14 protein-coding genes are annotated in these 18,882 nt (G+C 66.5%); 10 read left to right on the forward strand and 4 right to left on the reverse strand.

Annotated features, from left to right (window positions below; translation table 11 throughout):
- The first annotated feature begins 64 nt into the window (after window positions 1-64).
- From UU7_RS06885 to UU7_RS17370, 3 genes are all read left to right on the forward strand, one after another.
- A complete protein-coding gene (locus tag UU7_RS06885) occupies window positions 65-1,198 on the forward strand; it encodes a hypothetical protein (RefSeq protein ID WP_007806695.1) in 1,134 nt (377 codons plus the stop codon).
- 78 nt (window positions 1,199-1,276) lie between these two features.
- The gene (locus UU7_RS06890) at window positions 1,277-7,105 is read left to right on the forward strand and encodes a DUF11 domain-containing protein (protein WP_007806697.1); all 5,829 of its coding nucleotides are present in this window, start codon (window positions 1,277-1,279) and stop codon (window positions 7,103-7,105) included.
- Window positions 7,102-9,984, forward strand: coding sequence for a beta strand repeat-containing protein (locus UU7_RS17370; protein ID WP_007806698.1), 2,883 nt, complete (start codon window positions 7,102-7,104; stop codon window positions 9,982-9,984). Before UU7_RS06890 ends, UU7_RS17370 begins: the two co-directional genes overlap by 4 nt.
- 29 nt (window positions 9,985-10,013) lie before the next feature.
- On the opposite strand, the gene UU7_RS06900 is transcribed toward UU7_RS17370, so the two are convergent.
- Window positions 10,014-10,775: a ferredoxin--NADP reductase gene (locus UU7_RS06900; protein ID WP_007806699.1), complete on the reverse strand. Its 762-nt coding sequence runs from the start codon at window positions 10,773-10,775 to the stop codon at window positions 10,014-10,016.
- Window positions 10,776-10,880: 105 nt separating this feature from the next.
- On the opposite strand from UU7_RS06900, the gene UU7_RS06905 reads away from it, so the two are divergent.
- The 3 genes from UU7_RS06905 to UU7_RS06915 all read left to right on the forward strand — a co-directional run bounded on the left by UU7_RS06905 (window position 10,881) and on the right by UU7_RS06915 (window position 13,500).
- Complete coding sequence (locus UU7_RS06905; RefSeq protein WP_007806702.1) at window positions 10,881-11,843, forward strand: ABC transporter ATP-binding protein; 963 nt, start codon at window positions 10,881-10,883, stop codon at window positions 11,841-11,843.
- Window positions 11,840-12,616: an ABC transporter permease gene (locus UU7_RS06910; protein ID WP_007806705.1), complete on the forward strand. Its 777-nt coding sequence runs from the start codon at window positions 11,840-11,842 to the stop codon at window positions 12,614-12,616. The genes UU7_RS06905 and UU7_RS06910 overlap by 4 nt, the downstream gene beginning before the upstream one ends.
- Before the next feature lie 164 nt (window positions 12,617-12,780).
- Window positions 12,781-13,500, forward strand: coding sequence for a pseudouridine synthase (locus UU7_RS06915; protein WP_007806707.1), 720 nt, complete (start codon window positions 12,781-12,783; stop codon window positions 13,498-13,500).
- Window positions 13,501-13,671: 171 nt separating this feature from the next.
- Here UU7_RS06915 and tsaD read toward each other — a convergent pair whose 3' ends face one another.
- Entirely contained in the window at window positions 13,672-14,703 is a 1,032-nt protein-coding gene (tsaD, locus tag UU7_RS06920; protein WP_007806709.1) for a tRNA (adenosine(37)-N6)-threonylcarbamoyltransferase complex transferase subunit TsaD, read from the reverse strand.
- 101 nt (window positions 14,704-14,804) lie between these two features.
- Between tsaD and rpsU the strand changes: the two genes are divergently transcribed.
- On the forward strand, window positions 14,805-15,020 hold the full coding sequence (gene rpsU / locus UU7_RS06925) for a 30S ribosomal protein S21 (protein WP_007081639.1): 216 nt from the start codon (window positions 14,805-14,807) through the stop codon (window positions 15,018-15,020).
- 202 nt (window positions 15,021-15,222) lie between these two features.
- Window positions 15,223-15,669, forward strand: coding sequence for a GatB/YqeY domain-containing protein (locus UU7_RS06930; RefSeq protein WP_007806711.1), 447 nt, complete (start codon window positions 15,223-15,225; stop codon window positions 15,667-15,669).
- A gap of 24 nt (window positions 15,670-15,693) precedes the next feature.
- On the opposite strand, the gene UU7_RS06935 is transcribed toward UU7_RS06930, so the two are convergent.
- Window positions 15,694-15,990 carry a hypothetical protein gene (locus UU7_RS06935; protein WP_007806713.1) on the reverse strand — a complete coding sequence of 99 codons (297 nt, stop codon included), beginning with the start codon at window positions 15,988-15,990 and terminating at the stop codon, window positions 15,694-15,696.
- A 145-nt stretch (window positions 15,991-16,135) separates the two neighbouring features.
- Between UU7_RS06935 and UU7_RS06940 the strand changes: the two genes are divergently transcribed.
- Window positions 16,136-16,306 carry a DUF1328 domain-containing protein gene (locus UU7_RS06940; protein WP_040673033.1) on the forward strand — a complete coding sequence of 57 codons (171 nt, stop codon included), beginning with the start codon at window positions 16,136-16,138 and terminating at the stop codon, window positions 16,304-16,306.
- Here the strand turns inward: UU7_RS06940 and UU7_RS06945 are convergent.
- Window positions 16,303-16,941: a GNAT family N-acetyltransferase gene (locus tag UU7_RS06945; protein WP_007806715.1), complete on the reverse strand. Its 639-nt coding sequence runs from the start codon at window positions 16,939-16,941 to the stop codon at window positions 16,303-16,305. The genes UU7_RS06940 and UU7_RS06945 overlap by 4 nt on opposite strands.
- 88 nt (window positions 16,942-17,029) lie before the next feature.
- On the opposite strand from UU7_RS06945, the gene dnaG reads away from it, so the two are divergent.
- Window positions 17,030-18,766, forward strand: a complete 1,737-nt coding sequence (gene dnaG, locus UU7_RS06950) for a DNA primase (RefSeq protein WP_007806716.1) — start codon at window positions 17,030-17,032, stop codon at window positions 18,764-18,766.
- Window positions 18,767-18,882: the final 116 nt, after the last annotated feature.

Here is an 18,882-nt window from a genome sequence, read left to right on the forward strand (position 1 = left end):
GCGACGCCGATCCGCACGGCCAGCGGATCAACAGTCCTGAAAAACCTTTACAGAGGAAACACCCATGAAACATCTCAATCGAGCCAGGCTCGCATCGACCTTGCTGGTCGGCGCGCTGCTTGGGCTGGGGTCGATGGCGGCGAATGCAGCCACCACCGCCGCCGGCACGGATGTCAGCAATACCGCCACGGTGGCGTACAAGGTCGGTACGGTCGACCAGACGCCCATCAGCAGCAACACCGTGACATTCAAGGTCGACGCGAAGCTCGTCCTCAGCGTCATCAAGCAGGACGGCTCCATGGTCGTGCTCAACACGCAGCCGGGCAGCACCACTGCCGTCACCACGTTCAAGGTCCAGAACAACGGCAACCAGGCGCAGGACGCGGTTCTGTCGGCCGTGAACATGGCGTCGGGCACGGCCAATCCGTTTGGCACGCCCGCCAACTCCAACCTGGCGATCGCCACCTCCGCGGTTTACGCGGATACCAACAACAACGGCGTCTACAACCCGGGCACGGACCTTCCCATCACCGTGTTGAGCAACCTCGCCGTCGGTAGCGCCGGGGCAAAGACCGTGTTCGTGGTGGCCACGATTCCCGCCACGGCAACCGATAGCCAGGTGGCCGTGGTTGGCCTGCTCGCCAAGGTCGGCACCGCGGGCTCCGGCACCGCCCTCGCCAGCGACGATCACCTCGCTGCCTGGACCCCCGGCACCGTGCAGAACATTTTCGCGGAAGCGGCGTCGGCCCATCCGGCCACCGGTGACGGCGCGGCGTTCGACGGCGCCGCTTCGGATCTCGACACCTATCTGGTGAAGAGTGCCTCGCTGACGATCGCGAAGACCTCGGCGGTGATCAGCGATCCGACCGGCTCTTCCGCGCCGCATGCGATTCCGGGTGCCGTCGTGGAATACACCATCACGGTGACCAATGCCGCCGGCTCGGGCGCGACCGCGAGCAGCGTCGCCGTTTCCGATGATCTGAGCACCGAAATCGCCAACGGCCACCTGGCTTACAACGCCGGCTCGATCGTGTTGACCGCACCCAACTTGAATGGCGGCGCCGCCACTGGTTGCACCGACGCCACCGACGGTGACACCTGCGCCTACGACAGCACGACCCACAAGGTCTCGGCCGCCGGCATCGATCTGACGGCAGGTCAGGTAGCGACCGCCAAGTTCCGCGTCACCATCCAGTAACGGCGGACTGATCGCACCGTGTTCCACACTCTGCTCAGGATTTCAGGACTGCGCTCGCGCACGGGTCGGCAACGACCCGTGCGCGACGCGTTCCTGCGCCTGCAGCACGCAGGTACGCACGATGAATGCATGGACAAGTCGCGGTTGATGCAGGAAGTTTCCGCATCGACCCGCCTTGCCAAAGCCTCTTCCCCCCGCAAGGGCCGGGCAGGACGTTTTGGCAAGGCGTGGCTGCTGGCCGGCCTCGCCCTGTCGGCACTGCCGGTCGCGTGGGCGGCCACGCCCACGCCGCCGGGCACCATCATCAACAACCAGGCGACGCTCACCTGGCAGGGTCCGGTCGGCTCCGCCGGACTGAACGAAGCACCCACGTTTTCGCTGATCACCACCCAGGCCACGACCGTGACCGGCGCACGCACGCCGTCGAGCGCAGCGTTCCTGGCCTACGCACAGGGCTCCGCCACCGCGCTGATCGGTCCGACCCAGTGCAGCCGCGATGGCGGCGCCACCTTCAACGCCCTGCCGGCACCGTCATCGGCGCAGGGCACCACGCTGGATCCGAACAGCGCGCAGCCGCTGGGTCCGGCGCAGATCTACTACCCGGGCGATCCGGTGTTCGTGCAGATCACCGACCACGACCAGAACCTCAACCCGCTGGCGCGCGAAACGATACTGGCCACCGTGGCGGTCGTCGGCACCAGCCAGTCGCTGACCGTGCGCCTGACCGAGAACGGTCCGGACAGTGGCGTCTTCACCGGCTACGTGCCCAGCAGCAGCGATGCCGGCTCGACCTGCGCGCTGAGCCTGCAGCCGAACCAGCATCTGGAACTGCACTACACCGACATCGCCGACGCCAGCGACACCGCCGCCACGCAGGCGCTGGTGAGCCCGTACAACGTGGTGTTCGACGCCACCACCGGCGCGCGCGTCAATGGCGCGAAGATCACCCTGGTCGACGCGGACACCGGCATCGCCGTGGCCCATGTCACCGGCCGCGACGGCGTCAGCAGCTTCCCGTCGAGCGTGACCTCCGGACAGAGCGCCACCGACAGCTCCGGTGCCACCTACAGCGCCTCCGCCGGCGCGTTCCTGCTGCCGCAGGTGCCCGCGGGTCGCTACCGCCTGCAGGTGGTGCCGCCGGCCGGCTATCGCTACGCGTCGAGGGCCACGCAATCCACCCTGCAGCAGCTGGCCGGCGCTCCGTATGTACTGGGGCCGGCCTCGTTCGAGCAGACCTTCACCCTGGCCAGCGCGCAGCCGATCGGCTTCGACATTCCGCTGGACCCGGTTTCCAGCAGCCTGTTCGTGCAGAAGACCGCCTCGGTGAATGTCGCTGCTGTAGGCGACATGATCCAGTTCACCGTGGCGGTGGAGAACAGCGACAAGGTGGGCGTGGCGCAGGCTGTGCGTCTGGTCGACACCTTGCCGCAGGGCTTCCGCTACGTGAAGGGATCGGCGCGCATCGGCACGGGCAAGGCCGCCGACCCGCGGATCGCCGCGAACGGCCAGCAGCTGCAGTTCGACCTGGGCGACATCGACAAGTCCAGCCAGCTGCAGCTGACCTACGTCACCGAAGTCACCGCCGCCACGCCGCTGGGCGCATCGATCAACCGCGCGCAAGGCCTCGCCGATGGTGGCACCGCCTCGAACATCGCCACCGCCCAGGTGGAGATCCGCGACGAGCTGATGCAGGACGTGAACACGCTGATCGGCCGCGTGCTGGTCGGCTGCGATTCACGCGAAGGCCTGGCCGGCGCGCGCGTGCTGATGGAAGACGGCAGCTACGTGGTCTCCGACAAGGATGGCCGCTTCCACTTCCAGGCGGTGAAGAACGGCACCCACGTGGTGCAGCTGGACACCGACAGCCTGCCGCAGGGTTACGCGACCGACGACTGCGAACGCAACACGCGCTTCGCCGGGCGCAGCTATTCCCAATTCATCGAGCTGCATGGTGGCGCGCTGTGGCGCGCCGACTTCCACGTCCGCCGGCTGCCGCCGCCGAGCGGCCATGTCGCCGTGCAGCTGGCACAGCAGGCTGACGGCGCGCTGATCCACAACACGCTGACATTGGCGGTCGCACAGGTGCCGGTGAGCAAGCTGAGCGCCACCGTGCTGGTACCGGCTGGTGCACGCTACGTCGATGGCTCGGTCCGGCTCGACGGCCACGCGTCCGCCGCGCCCGACGTGATGGATGGTGCCCTGGTATTCCGCCTCGGCGACCGTGCCGCCGGATGGCAGGGCAAGCTGAGCTTCGATCTGCAGTCGAAGGCCGGTGCCACCGCCACGCGGGTCACCCAGGCACTGACCAATTTCGATACGCCCGGGGCCGCCCACCAGCACACGCCGCCGGCCTCGGTGACGCTCCCGGCGCGCGGCGCCGCCCGCTCCGAACTGCAACAGGTCACCACGCTGGGCCTGGCCCCGTCCGCCGCGAAAGCCGCGACGACGCAGACCGTACCGGACGACAAAAGCGCGGATGGTGACGCTCTGGCTGACCACTTCCAGTTGAACATGCAGCAAGTGGAAAGCGCCGGATCGCGGGCCGGGTTCATCTGGCCCGACAGCAGCTATTCGCCGTCCGTGCCCAGCATCAAGGTGGCGGTCAGGCATGGCCCGAAGCAGCAGGTGCGCCTGTCGGTGAACGGCACGCCGGTGTCGTCGCGCAACTTCTCCGGCACCCGGCTCAATGAGGACCACACCGTTGCCGCCAGCGAATGGCTGGGCGTGCCGCTGGTGGAAGGCGACAACATCCTGCTCGCGGACATCATGGAAGGCGACAAGGTGGTGCAAAGCGTGGAGCACCGCGTGCACTACTCCGGCGTGCCGGTGCGCGCCGAGCTGGCGCCGGAAAAATCCAGCCTGGTCGCCGACGGCAAGAGCCGCCCCCGCGTGGCCATCCGCCTGTTCGACCGCTGGGGCTATCCGGTGCGTCGCGGCATGACCGGCCGCTACACGCTGCAGTCGCCGTACCAGCCGTACCAGAGCCAGCAGGAACTGCAGGACAACCAGCTGCTGGCGATCGCGCCGCGCGAACCGAAGTACACCGTCGCCGATGACGGCATCGCGTATCTGGAACTGGCGCCGACCACCGTGTCGGGCCAGGTCATGGTGAGCATTCCGCTGCAGAACGACACCCGCCAGGACCTGCGCGCGTGGATGCAGCCGGGCAAGCGCGACTGGATCCTGGTCGGCTTGGCCAACGGCACCGCCGCGTTCAACGGCGTGCGCGGGCATATCGAGAACGTGTCAGGCAACGATCCGAACCGCGACCTGTTCCAGGACGGCCGCATCGCGCTGTACGCCAAGGGCATGATCAAGGGCCAGTACCTGCTCACCGCCGCCTACGATTCGGCCAAGGCCAGCGGCGCCGATCGCGCCACGCTCAACGGCCTGCAGCAGAGCGTCGATCCGAACCAGTACTTCATGCTGTACGGCGACGCCGCCGAACAGGGCTATGACGCATCCAGCGCCAGCAAGCTGTACCTGAAGATCGAACGCGGCCAGTTCTACGCGATGTTCGGCGACTTCGACACCAACCTCAACGTCACCGAGCTGTCGCGTTACGACCGTCGCTTCAACGGCGTGCAGAGCGCCTACGAAAGCACGCACCTGGGCTACACCGCGTTCGCCGCGCGCAACGCGCAGTCCTATGTGCACGACGAGATCCAGGGCAACGGCACCTCGGGCCTGTACCACCTGGCGCACCAGCAGATCCTGCTGAACTCCGAGCGCATTCGCCTGGAGACGCGCGACCGTTACCACAACGAGCGCGTGATCAGCACGCAGCAGCTGAGCAGCTACCTCGACTACACGCTGGACTATTACAGCGGCGCGCTGTTCTTCAAGCAGCCGGTGCCCGGCTTCGACGAGAACATGAATCCGGTCTACATCGTGGCCGAGTACGAGGTGATGCGCGCCGGCGACCAGTCGATCACCGCCGGCGGCCGGGTGGCGGTGAAGGCTGCCGGCGACCGGCTGGAGCTGGGCGTGACCATGGTCAACGAGGGCGCCGACACCGGCAGCAACCGGCTGGGCGGCGCCGACCTGCGGGTGAAGCTGACCCGCACCAGCGAGCTGAAGGCCGAGGTGTCGCATACCTCGTCGGCGGCCGGCACCGCCAACCTGCTGACCGGTTTCAACAACGTGTCCGGCGCCAGCACCTCCGGCACCGCGCAAGGTTCCGGCACGGCCTACCTGGTGACCCTGCAGAACCATGGCAAGCGGCTGGAAAGCGAGCTCTACCTGCGCCAGCTCGGCGTGGGTTTTGGCCTGGGCCAGCAGTCGCTGGGCCAGGGTGGCACGCGCAAGTCCGGTGGCAACGCCCGCTACCTGCTGAACCAGCACTGGTCGTTGCAGATGGAAGCCTATCGCGAGCAATCACTGCAACTGGCCAGCACGCGCACCGTGGCCGACGCAGGCGCGCATTACCAGTCCGGCAACCACGCGCTGACGATGGGCGTACGCCACGTCGGCGACGACTACCCGCAGGCCGGCGCGACGGTGGCCGACGCGAACAACGGCGGCGTCACCAGCGGCATCCTCGGCAATGGCCAGCTCGGCAACGGTTTGGGCAGCTACGGCAGCGGCAGCGCCGATCAGGTCTATCTCGGTGGCAGCACCGGCATCTTCGACAACAAGGTCACCCTGCACGGCATCACCAGCCAGAACGTGAGCGGGAACGACCCGGCCTATCCGGCCAGCACCCTGCTCGGCGTCGACTACAAGATGACCGACGCGGCGACGCTGTTCGTCAACCAGCAGTTCAACGACGGTGCGCAGCAGCAGTACAGCCGGATGACCGAGCTGGGCGTGCGCGCCACGCCGTGGCAGCGCGCGCAGCTGACCAATTCGATCGGCCAGCAGATGACCGAGTACGGCCCGCGCACGTTCTCCACCTCCGGGCTGACCCAGGGCTGGCAGGTCAGCAAGTCACTCACGCTCAGCGCCGGCCTGAACCAGGTGAAGTCGCTGCACCGTCCGGATGCACCGACCACCGGCACGACCACCGATGGCGAAGCAGTTCCCGTGCCCGGTGCACTCAACGCGGCCACGCCGTCGATCGCCAGCTCGGCCACCGAGGACTTCACCTCGATGTTCGTCGGCAGCACTTGGCGCCAGAAGGACTGGTCGTGGACCAGCCGCGTCGAATCGCTGCATTCGACCAGCGAAAAGCGGCTGGGCCTGATGGGCGGTTTCTACCGCGACCTGTCCGCCGGCAACGCGTTCTCCAGCACCTTGCAGGCGTTCGACAGCCGCTTCAGTCCCGGCGGCAAGTCCAGCAATGCGACCTTGCGTTTCAGCTTCGCGCATCGCCCGGACGACGGTCGCTGGTCGCTGCTGGAGCAACTCGACCTGAGCTGGAACAACCAGCAGGGCCTGTCCGTGTCACCGTTCCTGCAGCAGGGCAGCACCGGCATCGCCGCCAGCCAGCAGAGCCCGCAACAACTGGCCGGCGCGCTTGGCAGCTCCGGCACGTTCGGCATCAACCAGCAGACCGCCAAGCTGGTCAACAACCTGCAGGCCAACTACCGCGGCGACCATTCGCAGTGGTCGATCTACTACGGCTCGAAGTACGCGCGCTACAAGTTCGACAGCGGCAGCTACGCCGGCTACACCGACCTGATCGGCAGCGAGTTCCGCTACGACGTGTCCGCGCGCTGGGACGTGGGCGTGATCGCCAGCCGCATGCACTCGTACCGCTCCGGCGTATCCAGCACCAGCCTCGGCCTGGAAACCGGCTGGGACGTGGGCACCAACATGTGGCTCAGCGTCGGCTACAACTTCAAGGGCTATTACGACCAGGACTTCACCGCCGCGCACTACACCGCGAAAGGCATGTTCCTGCGCTTCCGCTTCAAGTTCGATCAGGATACGGTGAAGGCCATGGCAGAAGGAATGGGCCGATGACATCGCTTCCCGTGCGTACCGAAACGATCCGCCAGCGCCATGCCGGGGCCACCCCGGCCGATGCACGGCCAAGCCATCGGTTGCGCAAGATCGGACTGATGCTGTTGCTGCTGGCCGGCTGGCTGGCGCTGACTCCAGCGCTTGCTGTCGATACCACCTGCGCGGCTGCGACCACCCAGGGCACCGCACCGGCCGACTACCAGTCTTATTGCTGGATCGATTTCAGCAGCTACGTCGACAGCACCGCGCGCAGTAGTGCTGGTCAGCCCTTCGTCGTCACGCTGTCGAACGGCGCCGTGATGCGTTTCACCCTGAAGTCGAACGCCGCGTTGAATCGCGTAGGCGTGCCGTCATGGTCGGGTGCAGCCTTCGGCAACAACGCGACTTTTGCCGGCATCCCCGGCCAACCGGTGCTCTACACGGCCACCGATGGAAGCACGGTCACGCTCAGTCTCAGCAGCATTACCGTCGATACTTCCGGTGGCCCCGCGCCGTTTGCCTTCGTGGCAGCGGATGGCGAATCGACCAACAACAACGAATCGCTGAGCTTCACCACCAGCGGAAGTCCGTGGGCCTTGCTGGCAAGCATCCCCTATAGCGGCTCAGGCCTGTACCCCAATCTGAGTGGCGTGGGAACCGCCACCGTGACCGAATCCGGCGCCGCCGGCACGGTCGGCAGCTATGCGTTCGCGAGTGCGGGCAGTCCGTCGACCGTCACGGCCGTGCTGACCGCCGGCGGCCTGCAAGGCGCACTCTTCGGCGTGAAGTTCGTCGGCCCCGATCTGGGCATCACCAAGTCCCACGTCGGCAATTTCGCCACCGGCACCAATGGCAGCTACAAGCTGGCGGTACACAACTACAGCGCGTATGCGACCTCGGCCGCCACTACCGTCACTGACACGCTGCCCGCGGAATTGAGCTATGTGTCTGCGAGCGGCACCGGCTGGACGTGCAGCGCCACCGGCCAGACCGTGACGTGCAGCAACCCCAGTACGCTGGCCAGCGGTGCCGACTTGCCGCCGATCACGCTGAACGTGGCCGTGGCCGGCAACGCGCCTGCCAGCATAAGCAATACCGCCACGGTCACCACCCTCGGTGACTACAGCAAGGCCAACAACAGCAGCACCGACATCGTCACCGTCATCCGCTCGGACCTATCCACCTCGACCAAGACCGTGCTGGATACCAACGGCGGCGACACCAATCCCGGCGACACGCTGCGCTACACGATCACCCTGATCAACAACACCGTCGCCGTCGCCAGCGGCGTCAGCGTCAGCGACGACATGCCGGCCGGCGTCGGCGGTCTGAGCGTGATCAGCACGCCCGCTGGCAGCAGCAATGGCAGCACCAGCAGCGGCGGGGCCAACGGCACCGGCAAGGTCAGCGTGAGCGGCATCAGCGTGCCAGCCAACGGCAGCGTCACCATCGTCTACGACGTCACCGTGTCCGGCAGCGATGCTCCGGGGTTCACCATCGACAACAGCGCGACGGTAAACAATCCCAACGGCACCGGTTCAACGCCCGCTGCACCCACCGTAGTCGTCTCCAAAACATTGGTGGCACCGCCGTCCACCGGCAACAAGATTCTCTATGTGCAAGATGCGGGCACCCTTACCCGTACCCAGCAAACATCAAACAGTACGACTGGTTCGCGCAAGGGAATTGATGGTGGGGGCGATACAGCCACGTGGACTCTGACTCCCGCCATTGCCTCCGGCAAGACGCTAGTCCTTCCTGCACAAACGGTTACTGTGCGATTGGTCATCGCCGCCACTGGTGACTATACATACGACGGTCGAAGCGTCGTCGCCACACTGCTGAACGGCACCAGCACGATAGCAAGCGACACTGAAAGCGTTGCCAATGGCAATGCAGTCTATACGTTCCAGATACCGATCTCGGCACAAACCATTGCCGCGGGAAGCGGCTTGAACCTGCGAATCACCAATAATGGCTATAGCAGCTGGTTCGCCAACGAATCAATCGCTGTTTCCCAGAAGACCGGCGGCCAAGGTATCAGTACGGTTTCCGTCTACACCACGACGGTCATCAACGTCGACAGCATCTCCATCTACTCTGCTGCGTACAGTTCCACCGCGACCAAAGCAAGCTATCTCCCCGCCGATCACGTCTATGTGCGTGCCGTCATCAGCGACCCCTTTGGCCAGTACGACATCACCAACGCAACACTGACTCTCACCGACCCCAACAATGCGACTCCTGTAAACGGCGTGAACATGACCCGGGTCGATTCGGCCACGAGCGGCGCGACAAGGATCTTTGAGTACGACTACACGGTGCCAAGCGGCGCAAAGACGGGCACCTGGCATGCAGCTGTCACGGGCATCGAGGGTTTCGAGGGTACCGTCACGCATACTCGCATCGGCCTGTTCGAGGTGGCGCTTCCGCAGCCCAACCTGCTGGTGATGAAATCAGTCACCGTGGCGACTGATCCCACCTACTGCACCACAGCCGGCAATCCCGCGAGTTGTTCGGTACCCGCGGGCAAGGCAATGCACTCCCTTCCTGGCGCGGCAGTGCAATACACCATCAACGTCAGCAACAACGGCGTGGGTCCTGCGGACAACAACAGCCTGGTGATCACCGACCCGCTGCCGGCGAACACCAAGTTCGTGCTGGGCAGTGTCGCCTTCGCCGACGGCACGCCCAACAGCGGCCTGACGCTTGCGCCAGCCAACGTGAGCTACTCCAGTGTGGGCAGCGCAGGGCCATGGACCTACACCCCAGCCAACGACGGCAGCGGTGCCGATGCCAACGTGAAGGCGTTGAAGATCGCCCCGCAGGGCATCATGGCCGGCAAGAGCGGTGCGACCGCGCCGAACTTCTCGGTGACCTTCCGCGTGATCATCCTGTAACCGGACGTGCCGAACGCCTGGCGATAGCTTCACCGCGACGAAATGTACTTCTCGCGCCGGATCTGCTTCACCGGCAGGCCGAATTCCTGCAGCGCCGCAAACGCCGCGTCGACCATGTTCGGGTTGCCGCACAGGTAGGCGATGTCCCGGTCGGCGTGGGGGCCGAGTTCGGCCAGCACGTGTTGCACGTGGCCGCTGCGGTCGCCGCTGCGGGGCACGGCGCGGGCTTCGCGGCTGAGGCAGCCGTGGAAGTGAAAGCCGGGGTGGGTTTGCGCGAAGGCCTCGAACTCTTCGCCGTAGAGCAGCTCGGTTTCGTTGCGGGCGCCATACAGCAGCACCACTTCGCGATCACCGGCGGCCAGCAACTTTTCAATCTGCGGCAACATGGCGCGGTACGGGGTGACGCCGGTGCCGGTGGCCAGCAGCAGGTAGCGCGGATGGGTGTCCGCTTCCTGCAGGCAGAAGCGGCCGTACGGGCCGCTGGCGTCGATCACGCCACCGTGCGGCAGCTCGCCCAGCAGTTTCGTCGCCGCGCCGCCTTCCACGTAGCTCACCGCGATCTCGATGCGCCCGACTTCCGTCAGTGCGCTCGGCGAGCTGCCGTCGCCGACGCTGCCCACCGAATAACTGCGCTTGGTCGCGGTGCCGTCGTCGTAGTGGAAATGCACCTGCAGGAACTGGCCGGGCTGGAAGGCCAGCGGCTGGCCGTCGACGCGCTCGAACACCAGGTGGCGCACGGTGGGCGCCAGCATGACGCTGTCGACAAGACGGAGCTGGAAATGATCGGCCATGGCATCCCTGAAACGGTACGTGCGGAAACAGTGTGTGCCGCCAGACAGGCTCGGGCGGTGCGGCTTGGCCCGCTATAATAAGGGCTAACCCCCTCGGTGCAGCCCATGTCCCCGGAAATCCGCCCCACGGCACCCGCACTTGTCGTCGACAATCTGCGCAAAACCTATCGCAATGGCGTCGAAGCGCTGAAAGGCATCAGCCTGACCGTGCAGCCCGGCGATTTCTTCGCCCTGCTCGGCCCCAATGGCGCCGGCAAGTCGACCCTGATCGGCATCCTGTCGTCGCTGGTGAACGCCACCGACGGTGACGCCCAGGTGTTCGGCGTGTCGGTGAACAATCAGCGCAGCGAGGCGATGAAGCTGATCGGGCTGGTGCCGCAGGAGATCAACTTCAACCAGTTCGAAAAGCCGTTCGACATCTGCGTCAACGAGGCGGGTTTCTACGGCATCCCGCGCAAGCTCGCTGCGGAGCGCGCGGAAAAGTACCTGAAGGAACTGCGGCTGTGGGACAAGGCCTTCTACCAGGCGCGCGAGATGTCCGGCGGCATGAAGCGGCGGCTGATGATTGCCCGCGCGATGATGAACGAGCCGAAGCTGCTGATCCTGGACGAGCCCACCGCCGGCGTCGACATCGAGATCCGCCGCTCGATGTGGCAGTTCGTCAGCGCGATCAACGCGGCCGGCACCACGGTGATCCTGACCACGCATTACCTGGAGGAAGCCGAGTCGCTGTGCCGCAACATCGCGATCATCGACCACGGCACCATCATCGAGAACACCAGCATGAAACGCCTGCTGGCCACGCTGGACGTGGAGACCTTCGTGCTCGACGTCAGCGAGGTGCCACCCGAGCTGCCGCGACTGGACGGCATCGGCTTCCGCCGCATCGACGAGCGCACGCTGGAGGCGGAAATGGCGCGCACGCAGAACCTCAACGCACTGTTCGGCGCGCTGACCGCCGGCGGCATCACGGTGAACTCGATGCGCACCAAGACCAACCGGCTGGAGGAGCTGTTCGTGCGGCTGGTCGAGCAAGGCCGTGCGCCGGCCCGGGAGAAAACGGCATGAACGCCTCGACCAACCTGGTCGCGCTGTACACCGTGGCGCGCCGCGAAATCGTGCGGATCGTGCGCATCTGGACGCAGACGCTGATCCCGCCCATCATCACGATGACGCTGTACTTCATCATCTTCGGCAAGCTGATCGGCAGCCGCATCGGCATCGTCGAGGGCGGCTTCAGCTACATGCAGTACATCGTGCCGGGGCTGGTGATGATGAGCGTCATCAACAACAGCTACATGAACATTTCCAGCTCGTTCTACGGCGCCAAGTTCCAGCGCTCGGTGGAAGAAATGCTGGTGTCGCCGATGGCCAACTGGGCGATCCTCTACGGCTACGTGATCGGCGCGGTGGCACGCGCCCTGGTGGTCGGCGCGCTGGTGCTGCTGGTGGCGCTGTTCTTCACCTCGCTGCACGTGGCGCATCCGCTGGTGGCGCTGGCTGCAGTCACCCTGGGCGCGGTCATCTTCGCGCTGGCCGGCTTCATCAATGCGGTATTCGCGAGCAAGTTCGACGACATCGCGCTGGTGCCGACCTTCGTGATCACCCCGCTGACCTACCTCGGCGGCGTGTTCTATTCGATCAACATGCTGGGCGAACCGTGGCGCGCCATCTCCCACGCCAACCCGATCCTGTACATGGTCAATGCGTTCCGCTACGGCGTGCTCGGCATCAGCGACGTGTCGGTGGGCGGTGCGTTCGCGGTGATGCTGGTGTTCATCGCCGGGCTGACCATCGCCGCGCTGCAGTTGCTCAAGCGCGGCGTGGGGCTGAGGTCGTAGAGCGAGAAGTGAGTAGGGAGGAGTGAGAAGCGAGAGAACGGCACCTCCGCTCACTTCCACCTCTCGCTCCGCTTTCCCGAATCGCCGCCCTGTACATTTGCGTGAGTCGCAGGATCGCCCTGGCTCTCTCTCATTTCTCACTCCTCCACCCTCACTCCTGCCCTATGCGCGTCAACAAGTACATCAGCGAAGCCGGCCTGTGTTCGCGCCGCGAGGCGGACGAGTTGCTGCTGGCCGGCCGGGTCAGCATCAACGGCGAAGTCGTCTCCACCGGCGCCAAGGCGCTGGAGGGCGACGAGGTACGCGTCGATGGCGAGATCGTCAAGGCGCGCGTGCTGGCCGCCACGCCGGGCGCGAAGAAGGCGATCTACATCGCGCTGAACAAGCCGGTCGGAATCACCTGCACCACCGACCAGGGCGTGGACGGCAACATCGTGGACTTCATCGACCATCCGCAGCGGATCTTTCCGATCGGCCGGCTGGACAAGGATTCCGAGGGGCTGATCCTGCTGACCAGCAACGGCGACATCGTCAACGAGATCCTCCGCGCGGAGAACCACCACGAGAAGGAGTATCTGGTCGGCGTGAACAAGGCGGTGACCGACGAATTCCTGGCCGGCATGAGCAAGGGCGTGCGCATCCACGGCCAGATGACCCAGCGTTGCCGCGTGCGCCGGATCGCCAAGTTCGGCTTCTCGATCGTGCTGACCCAGGGCCTCAACCGCCAGATCCGGCTGATGGCCGCCGCGTTCGGCTACCGGGTGACCCAGCTGCGCCGCGTGCGCATCGACAACGTCAAGCTGGCCCACCTGAAACCCGGCCAGTGGCGCAACCTCACCGAAGCGGAACTGAAGGGGCTGTTGCCGGGGCGCACGCAGTGGTGAGTCGCCGCCGGATGCCACGTTTCAACAGCCGCCGTTCCCGCGAAAGCGGGATGCGCTTTGTCAACAGCGAAGCTGGTCATCCATCTTCCACCGTGCCGAAACATCAAGATGGATTCCCGCTTTCGCGGGAATGACGGCAAAAAGGCGGTAGCCGCCCGTCGCCATGCCGCGCTATGCCGCCGGCAGCGTCTGCAGATCCCAGCGGGGGCGAACCTGGATGGTTTCGTCCTGGTGCTGGCCGCTGGCCAGGCGGATCGCGCCGGCCAGCGCGATCATTGCGCCGTTGTCGGTGCAGAAATCCAGCCGCGGGAAATACGCCCGGAAGCCGTCCTTCTCGCCGGCCCTGGCCAGTTCGCTGCGCAGATGCCGGTTCGCGCCCACGCCGCCGGCGATCACCAGCCGGCGCGCGCCGCTGGCTTCCAGGGCGCGGCGGCACTTGATGATCAGCGTGTCGACGATCGCCTCCTGGAAGGCACGGGCGATGTCGGCGCGGGTCTGTTCGCTCTGGTCGGATTTCTGCCAGGCCAGCAGCACCTGGGTCTTCAGGCCGGAAAAGCTGAAATCCAGTCCGGGCCGGTCGGTCATCGGGCGGGAGAAGCGGTACGCGCCGGCACTGCCCTGCTCGGCCAGTTTCGCCAGCGCCGGGCCGCCCGGATATGGCAGCCCCATCAGCTTGGCGGTCTTGTCGAACGCCTCGCCGGCCGCGTCATCCAGGGTGTCGCCCAGGATCGTGTACTGGCCGATCGCCTTCACCTCGACCAGCAGCGAATGGCCGCCGGATACCAGCAAGGCCACGAACGGCGGCTCCGGCGGGTTTTCCTCCAGCAGCGGCGCCAGCAGGTGGCCTTCCATGTGATGCACCCCGATCGCGGGCACGCCCAGTGCCCAGGCCAGCGCCCGGCCCAGCGACGCGCCGACCAGCAGGGCGCCGACCAGGCCCGGCCCGGCGGTGTAGGCGACCCCGCCCAGGTCCTGCACGGTCAGCCCGGCCTCGGCCAGCGCCTCGCGGATCAGCGGCACCAGCTTGCGCACGTGGTCGCGGCTGGCCAGCTCCGGCACCACGCCGCCGTAATCGGCATGCAGCTTGATCTGGCTGTACAGCGCATGGGCCAGCAGGCCCTTCCCGGGCGCGTCAGGCTGCCAGCGCAACAGCGCCACGCCGGTCTCGTCGCAGGAGCTCTCGATGCCCAGAATCGGCTTCATCGGCCCGGCCTTTGAAAATTCTTCTTCATGCACGGTATAATTCCCGGCTCACCACATTCCACTGTCCTGCAAGAGCAGGCAGATTACCACCCGGAGTTTCCATGCCCAACGTAAAAGTTCGCGAGAACGAGCCGTTCGAGATCGCACTGCGTCGTTTCAAGCGTACCTGCGAAAAGGCCGGCGTCCTGGCCGAAACGCGCAAGCGCGAGTTCTACGAGAAGCCGACCCAGGAACGCAAGCGCAAGCGCGCTGCCGCCGTGAAGCGTCACCTGCGCCGTCTGTCGCGCGACGTTTCGCGCAAGGTTCGCCTGTACTGAGTTTCCCGACCTGTCGCCCGGCAGGTCATGCGGCGCCCCGGCGCTGCGCACCCGGAAACACGGTCGGCGCCAGCTCTTCGACGAGAGCCGCTCGCAGCCACCGCAGGCACAGCCGATACGACATGGCCGGTGTTGTCCCCAGGGGCAACGCCGGCTTTGTCGTTTCCGTAGAATGGTCCATTCATCCCATAAGGCCCCGTCCATGACGCTCAAGCAGCAGCTCACCGAAGACATGAAGAACGCCATGCGCGCCGGCGAAAAGCACCAGCTGGGCGTGATCCGGCTGATGCTGGCCGCGATCAAGCAGCGCGAGGTCGATGAGCGGATCGAACTCGACGACGTCCAGGTGCTGGCCACGCTCGAGAAGATGATGAAGCAGCGCAAGGACTCGGTCAGCCAGTTCGACGCGGCCGGTCGCGACGACCTGTCGGCGATCGAGCGCGCCGAGATGGTGGTGATCGAGACCTATCTGCCCACCAAGCTGGACGAGGCCGAGATCGACGCGCTGATCACCGCTGCCATCGCCGAAACCGGGGCCAGCTCGCCGCGCGACATGGGCAAGGTGGTGGCTGCGGTGAAGGAGAAGGCCGCCGGCCGCGCCGACATGGGCGTGGTGTCGGGCCGCATCAAGAGCCGCCTGGCCGGCTGATCTCCGTTCGCGGCATGCGCTGCCTCAGCCCTGTCGCAACAGCACCATCAACGCCAGCAGGCCGAGCAGGATCGCCAGCACCACCAGCGCCACGCGCTGGCGACGTCGGCGCAGCCGCTGCCAGTTCGCCACGTCCAGGAAATAACGCCCCTCGCCGGGGCAGCGCAGCACCGCGTGCTGCACCAGCGGATACCAGGCCACGCCCTGTTTCAGGCCCAGCTGTTCCGGGCGGCACGCGGTGGCGGGCGTGGTCGCCGCCGCCCGTTCGAAGGCGCGGACAATCTTCCGCTGCATCACCATCATCACCGCGTTGATCACCACGATTCGTCACTCCCGGCTGGCCCGGCAGCTTGCCGCGGCCAGACGGCGCGGGCAAGCGGCGTGATGCATCGGCTTCACGCCACTCACGTTACAAAGCGTGCCGAGGCGGTGGAATCCCACCGCACAACCGTTGCAGGAGATCGTCATGCTGAAGTGGGCCATCATTTTCGCCATCATCTCGCTGGTCACCGGCTGGCTCGGCTTCGGTGGCGTGTCGGGCGCCAGCGCGACCATCGCCAAGGTGCTGTTCGCCTGCTTCGTGATCCTGTTCCTGCTGGCCTTGCTGGCGGTGATCGGCGTCTTCCACATCCTCTAGTCGTGCTCCGCCGGTGCCTGCCATTGCATGCGCCGGTGGCCCGGCACGAGGCCCTGCGGATTGGCCAGCTTCGATGGGCGCTCGGCGGTCACCACGAACCCCAGCCGCTGATAGAGGCGCTGGGCATCGGGATTGGTCACGGCCACGTCCAGCACGACGGGGCCGAGCGCAGCCGCCGGCCGCTGCGCCAGCAGGTGGGCGACCAGGGCGGTGCCCGCACCCTTGCCGCGCAGGGCCGGGCTCACACCCAGATGCCCCAGGTAATACAGGTCACCGGCCGGCGGCGGGATCACCGATTCCGTGCGCAGGCCACGCCCGATCACCCCGGGCGCATGACGCCAGCCGAAATGGCGCACGATCTGCCGCGCCGCCGCCAGGGTGAACGGCCACTTGGTGTCGCCGCCGTAGCCCGCCCCGACCGCCACCACCACACCATCACGCTCGCCCACCACGTGGTTGCGCCAGCCAAACTCGCCCGCGCCGTCGACGAAGGCCCGCCGCAGGAAGGCCTGCGCATCACCCACGCCCGGCACCGCGAAAACATAGTCGAAGGCCGCCGGCCCCGAGCTGTGGATCAGCGGCACCGCCGCCTCCACGTCGGAGGCGGCCGCCGGGCGGAACAGCCATCCAGCCATCGTCGTCACATTCCCGTTGAGACCCCGGCCGAGATTAGCGCAGTCCGCGGACGCGGCGGGGGCGCCGACCGACTAAACTAGGCCGCTTATGCGTGGCCTGATCCCCGACAGCTTCATCGATGAACTGCTTGCCCGCGTCGATATCGTCGACGTGATCGAGCGGCGGGTGCCGTTGAAGAAGGCCGGACGCGAGTGGACGGCATGCTGTCCGTTCCACAACGAGCGCTCGCCGTCGTTCTACGTCAGCCCGGCCAAGCAGTTCTTCCACTGCTTCGGTTGCGGCGTGCACGGCAGCGCGATCAAGTTCCTGATGGACTACGACCGGCTGGAGTTTCCCGACGCCGTCGAGGAGCTGGCGCAGACGGTGGGCCTGACCGTGCCCCGCGAAGGCGGCCGCGAAGCGGCGCCCCGCGAGGACAAGACCGATCTCTACGCGCTGCTGGATGCCGCCGCCGGCTGGTACGAAGGCGAGCTGCCGCGCAGCGGCGATGCCCAGGCCTATTGCAAGAAGCGCGGACTGGACGCCGAGACGATCAGGCGTTTCCGCCTCGGCTGGGCACCGGCCGGCTACGACGGCGTGATCAAGGCGCTGGGCAACACGCCGCGCCGGATGGAGCTGCTGAACGAGGCCGGCATGGTCGCCTCCAGCGAGCGCGGCAGCAAGTACGACCGCTTCCGCGAGCGACTGATGTTCCCGATCCTCGACCGCCGCGGCAGGGTGATCGCGTTCGGCGGCCGCGTCCTGAGCTCCGAACAATCTCCGAAATACCTCAACTCGCCCGAGACCCCGCTGTTCCACAAGGGCCGCGAACTCTTCGCGCTGTGGCAGGTGAAGCAGGCCAACCAGAGCCTGGCCCGCATCGTGGTGGTCGAGGGCTACATGGACGTGATCGCGCTGCACCAGGCCGGGCTGCCGATTGCGGTGGCCACGCTGGGCACGGCGACCACGCCGGAACACACCGAGGTGCTGTTCCGTGCCGCGCCGGACGTGGTGTTCTGCTTCGACGGCGACCGCGCCGGCCGCGCCGCCGCGTGGAAGGCGCTGGAATCCGCGCTGCCGCGCCTGCGCGACGGTCGCCAGGCGTACTTCCTGTTCCTGCCCGACGGCGAGGACCCGGACTCGCTGGTGCGCAAGGAGGGCAAGGATGGCTTCGAGAAGCGCATCCGGGAAGCGATGCCGCTGTCGGACTATTTCTTCAACGAACTGTCGCACGACGTCGACATGGCCAGCCTCGACGGCCGTGCCAGGCTGGCCGAGCGCGCTCGTCCGCTGATCGGCAAGCTGCCCGACGGCGCATTCCGCGACCTGATGGCGCAGGAGCTGGAAAAGCGCAGCGGCGCGCGGGCGATGCTGCAGGCCGACCCGGCCGCGCACCGCGCGGTGCAACGCCCCACCGCGGTGCAGCGCAGCCTGGTGCGCAGCGCAATCTCGCTGTTGCTGGCCCAGCCCGGCCTGGCCGACCAGGTGGAAAAGCCCTATCGCTTCCTGCGCCTGGACAAGCCCGGCGTGGAACTGCTGGCCGAATTGCTCGACCTGGCGCGCGCACGGCCCGGCATCAATCCGGCGATGCTGGTGGAACATTTCGCCGAGCGCCCCGAATACCCGTCGCTGCAGAAACTGATGGCGGCTACGGTCGTCGGCGAAGCCGAGGCCCAAGCGGCGGAATTCTTCGATGCCCTGCAGCGCATGGAAGACCAGGCGGTCACCCAGCGCCGCGATGCGCTCACCGCGAAGAGCCGCGAAGGCGCGCTGGACAGCGCCGAGAAGGCCGAACTGCGCGAACTGCTGGCCGCCCGCGTGCGCCCGCCGGTGGCGTCGGCGTGACTGCGGTGAACTGCCGCAGGCACGGCCACGTCGCGCACTTTGGCGTAACGCCGCGGACGGGCAGTCATGCGGGTGTGGGATCATGCCTGCCTTCGTCCTGGCGGATCACGCAGGAC

It is taken from the genome of Rhodanobacter spathiphylli B39 (genome assembly GCF_000264295.1).
Taxonomy (GTDB): domain Bacteria; phylum Pseudomonadota; class Gammaproteobacteria; order Xanthomonadales; family Rhodanobacteraceae; genus Rhodanobacter; species Rhodanobacter spathiphylli.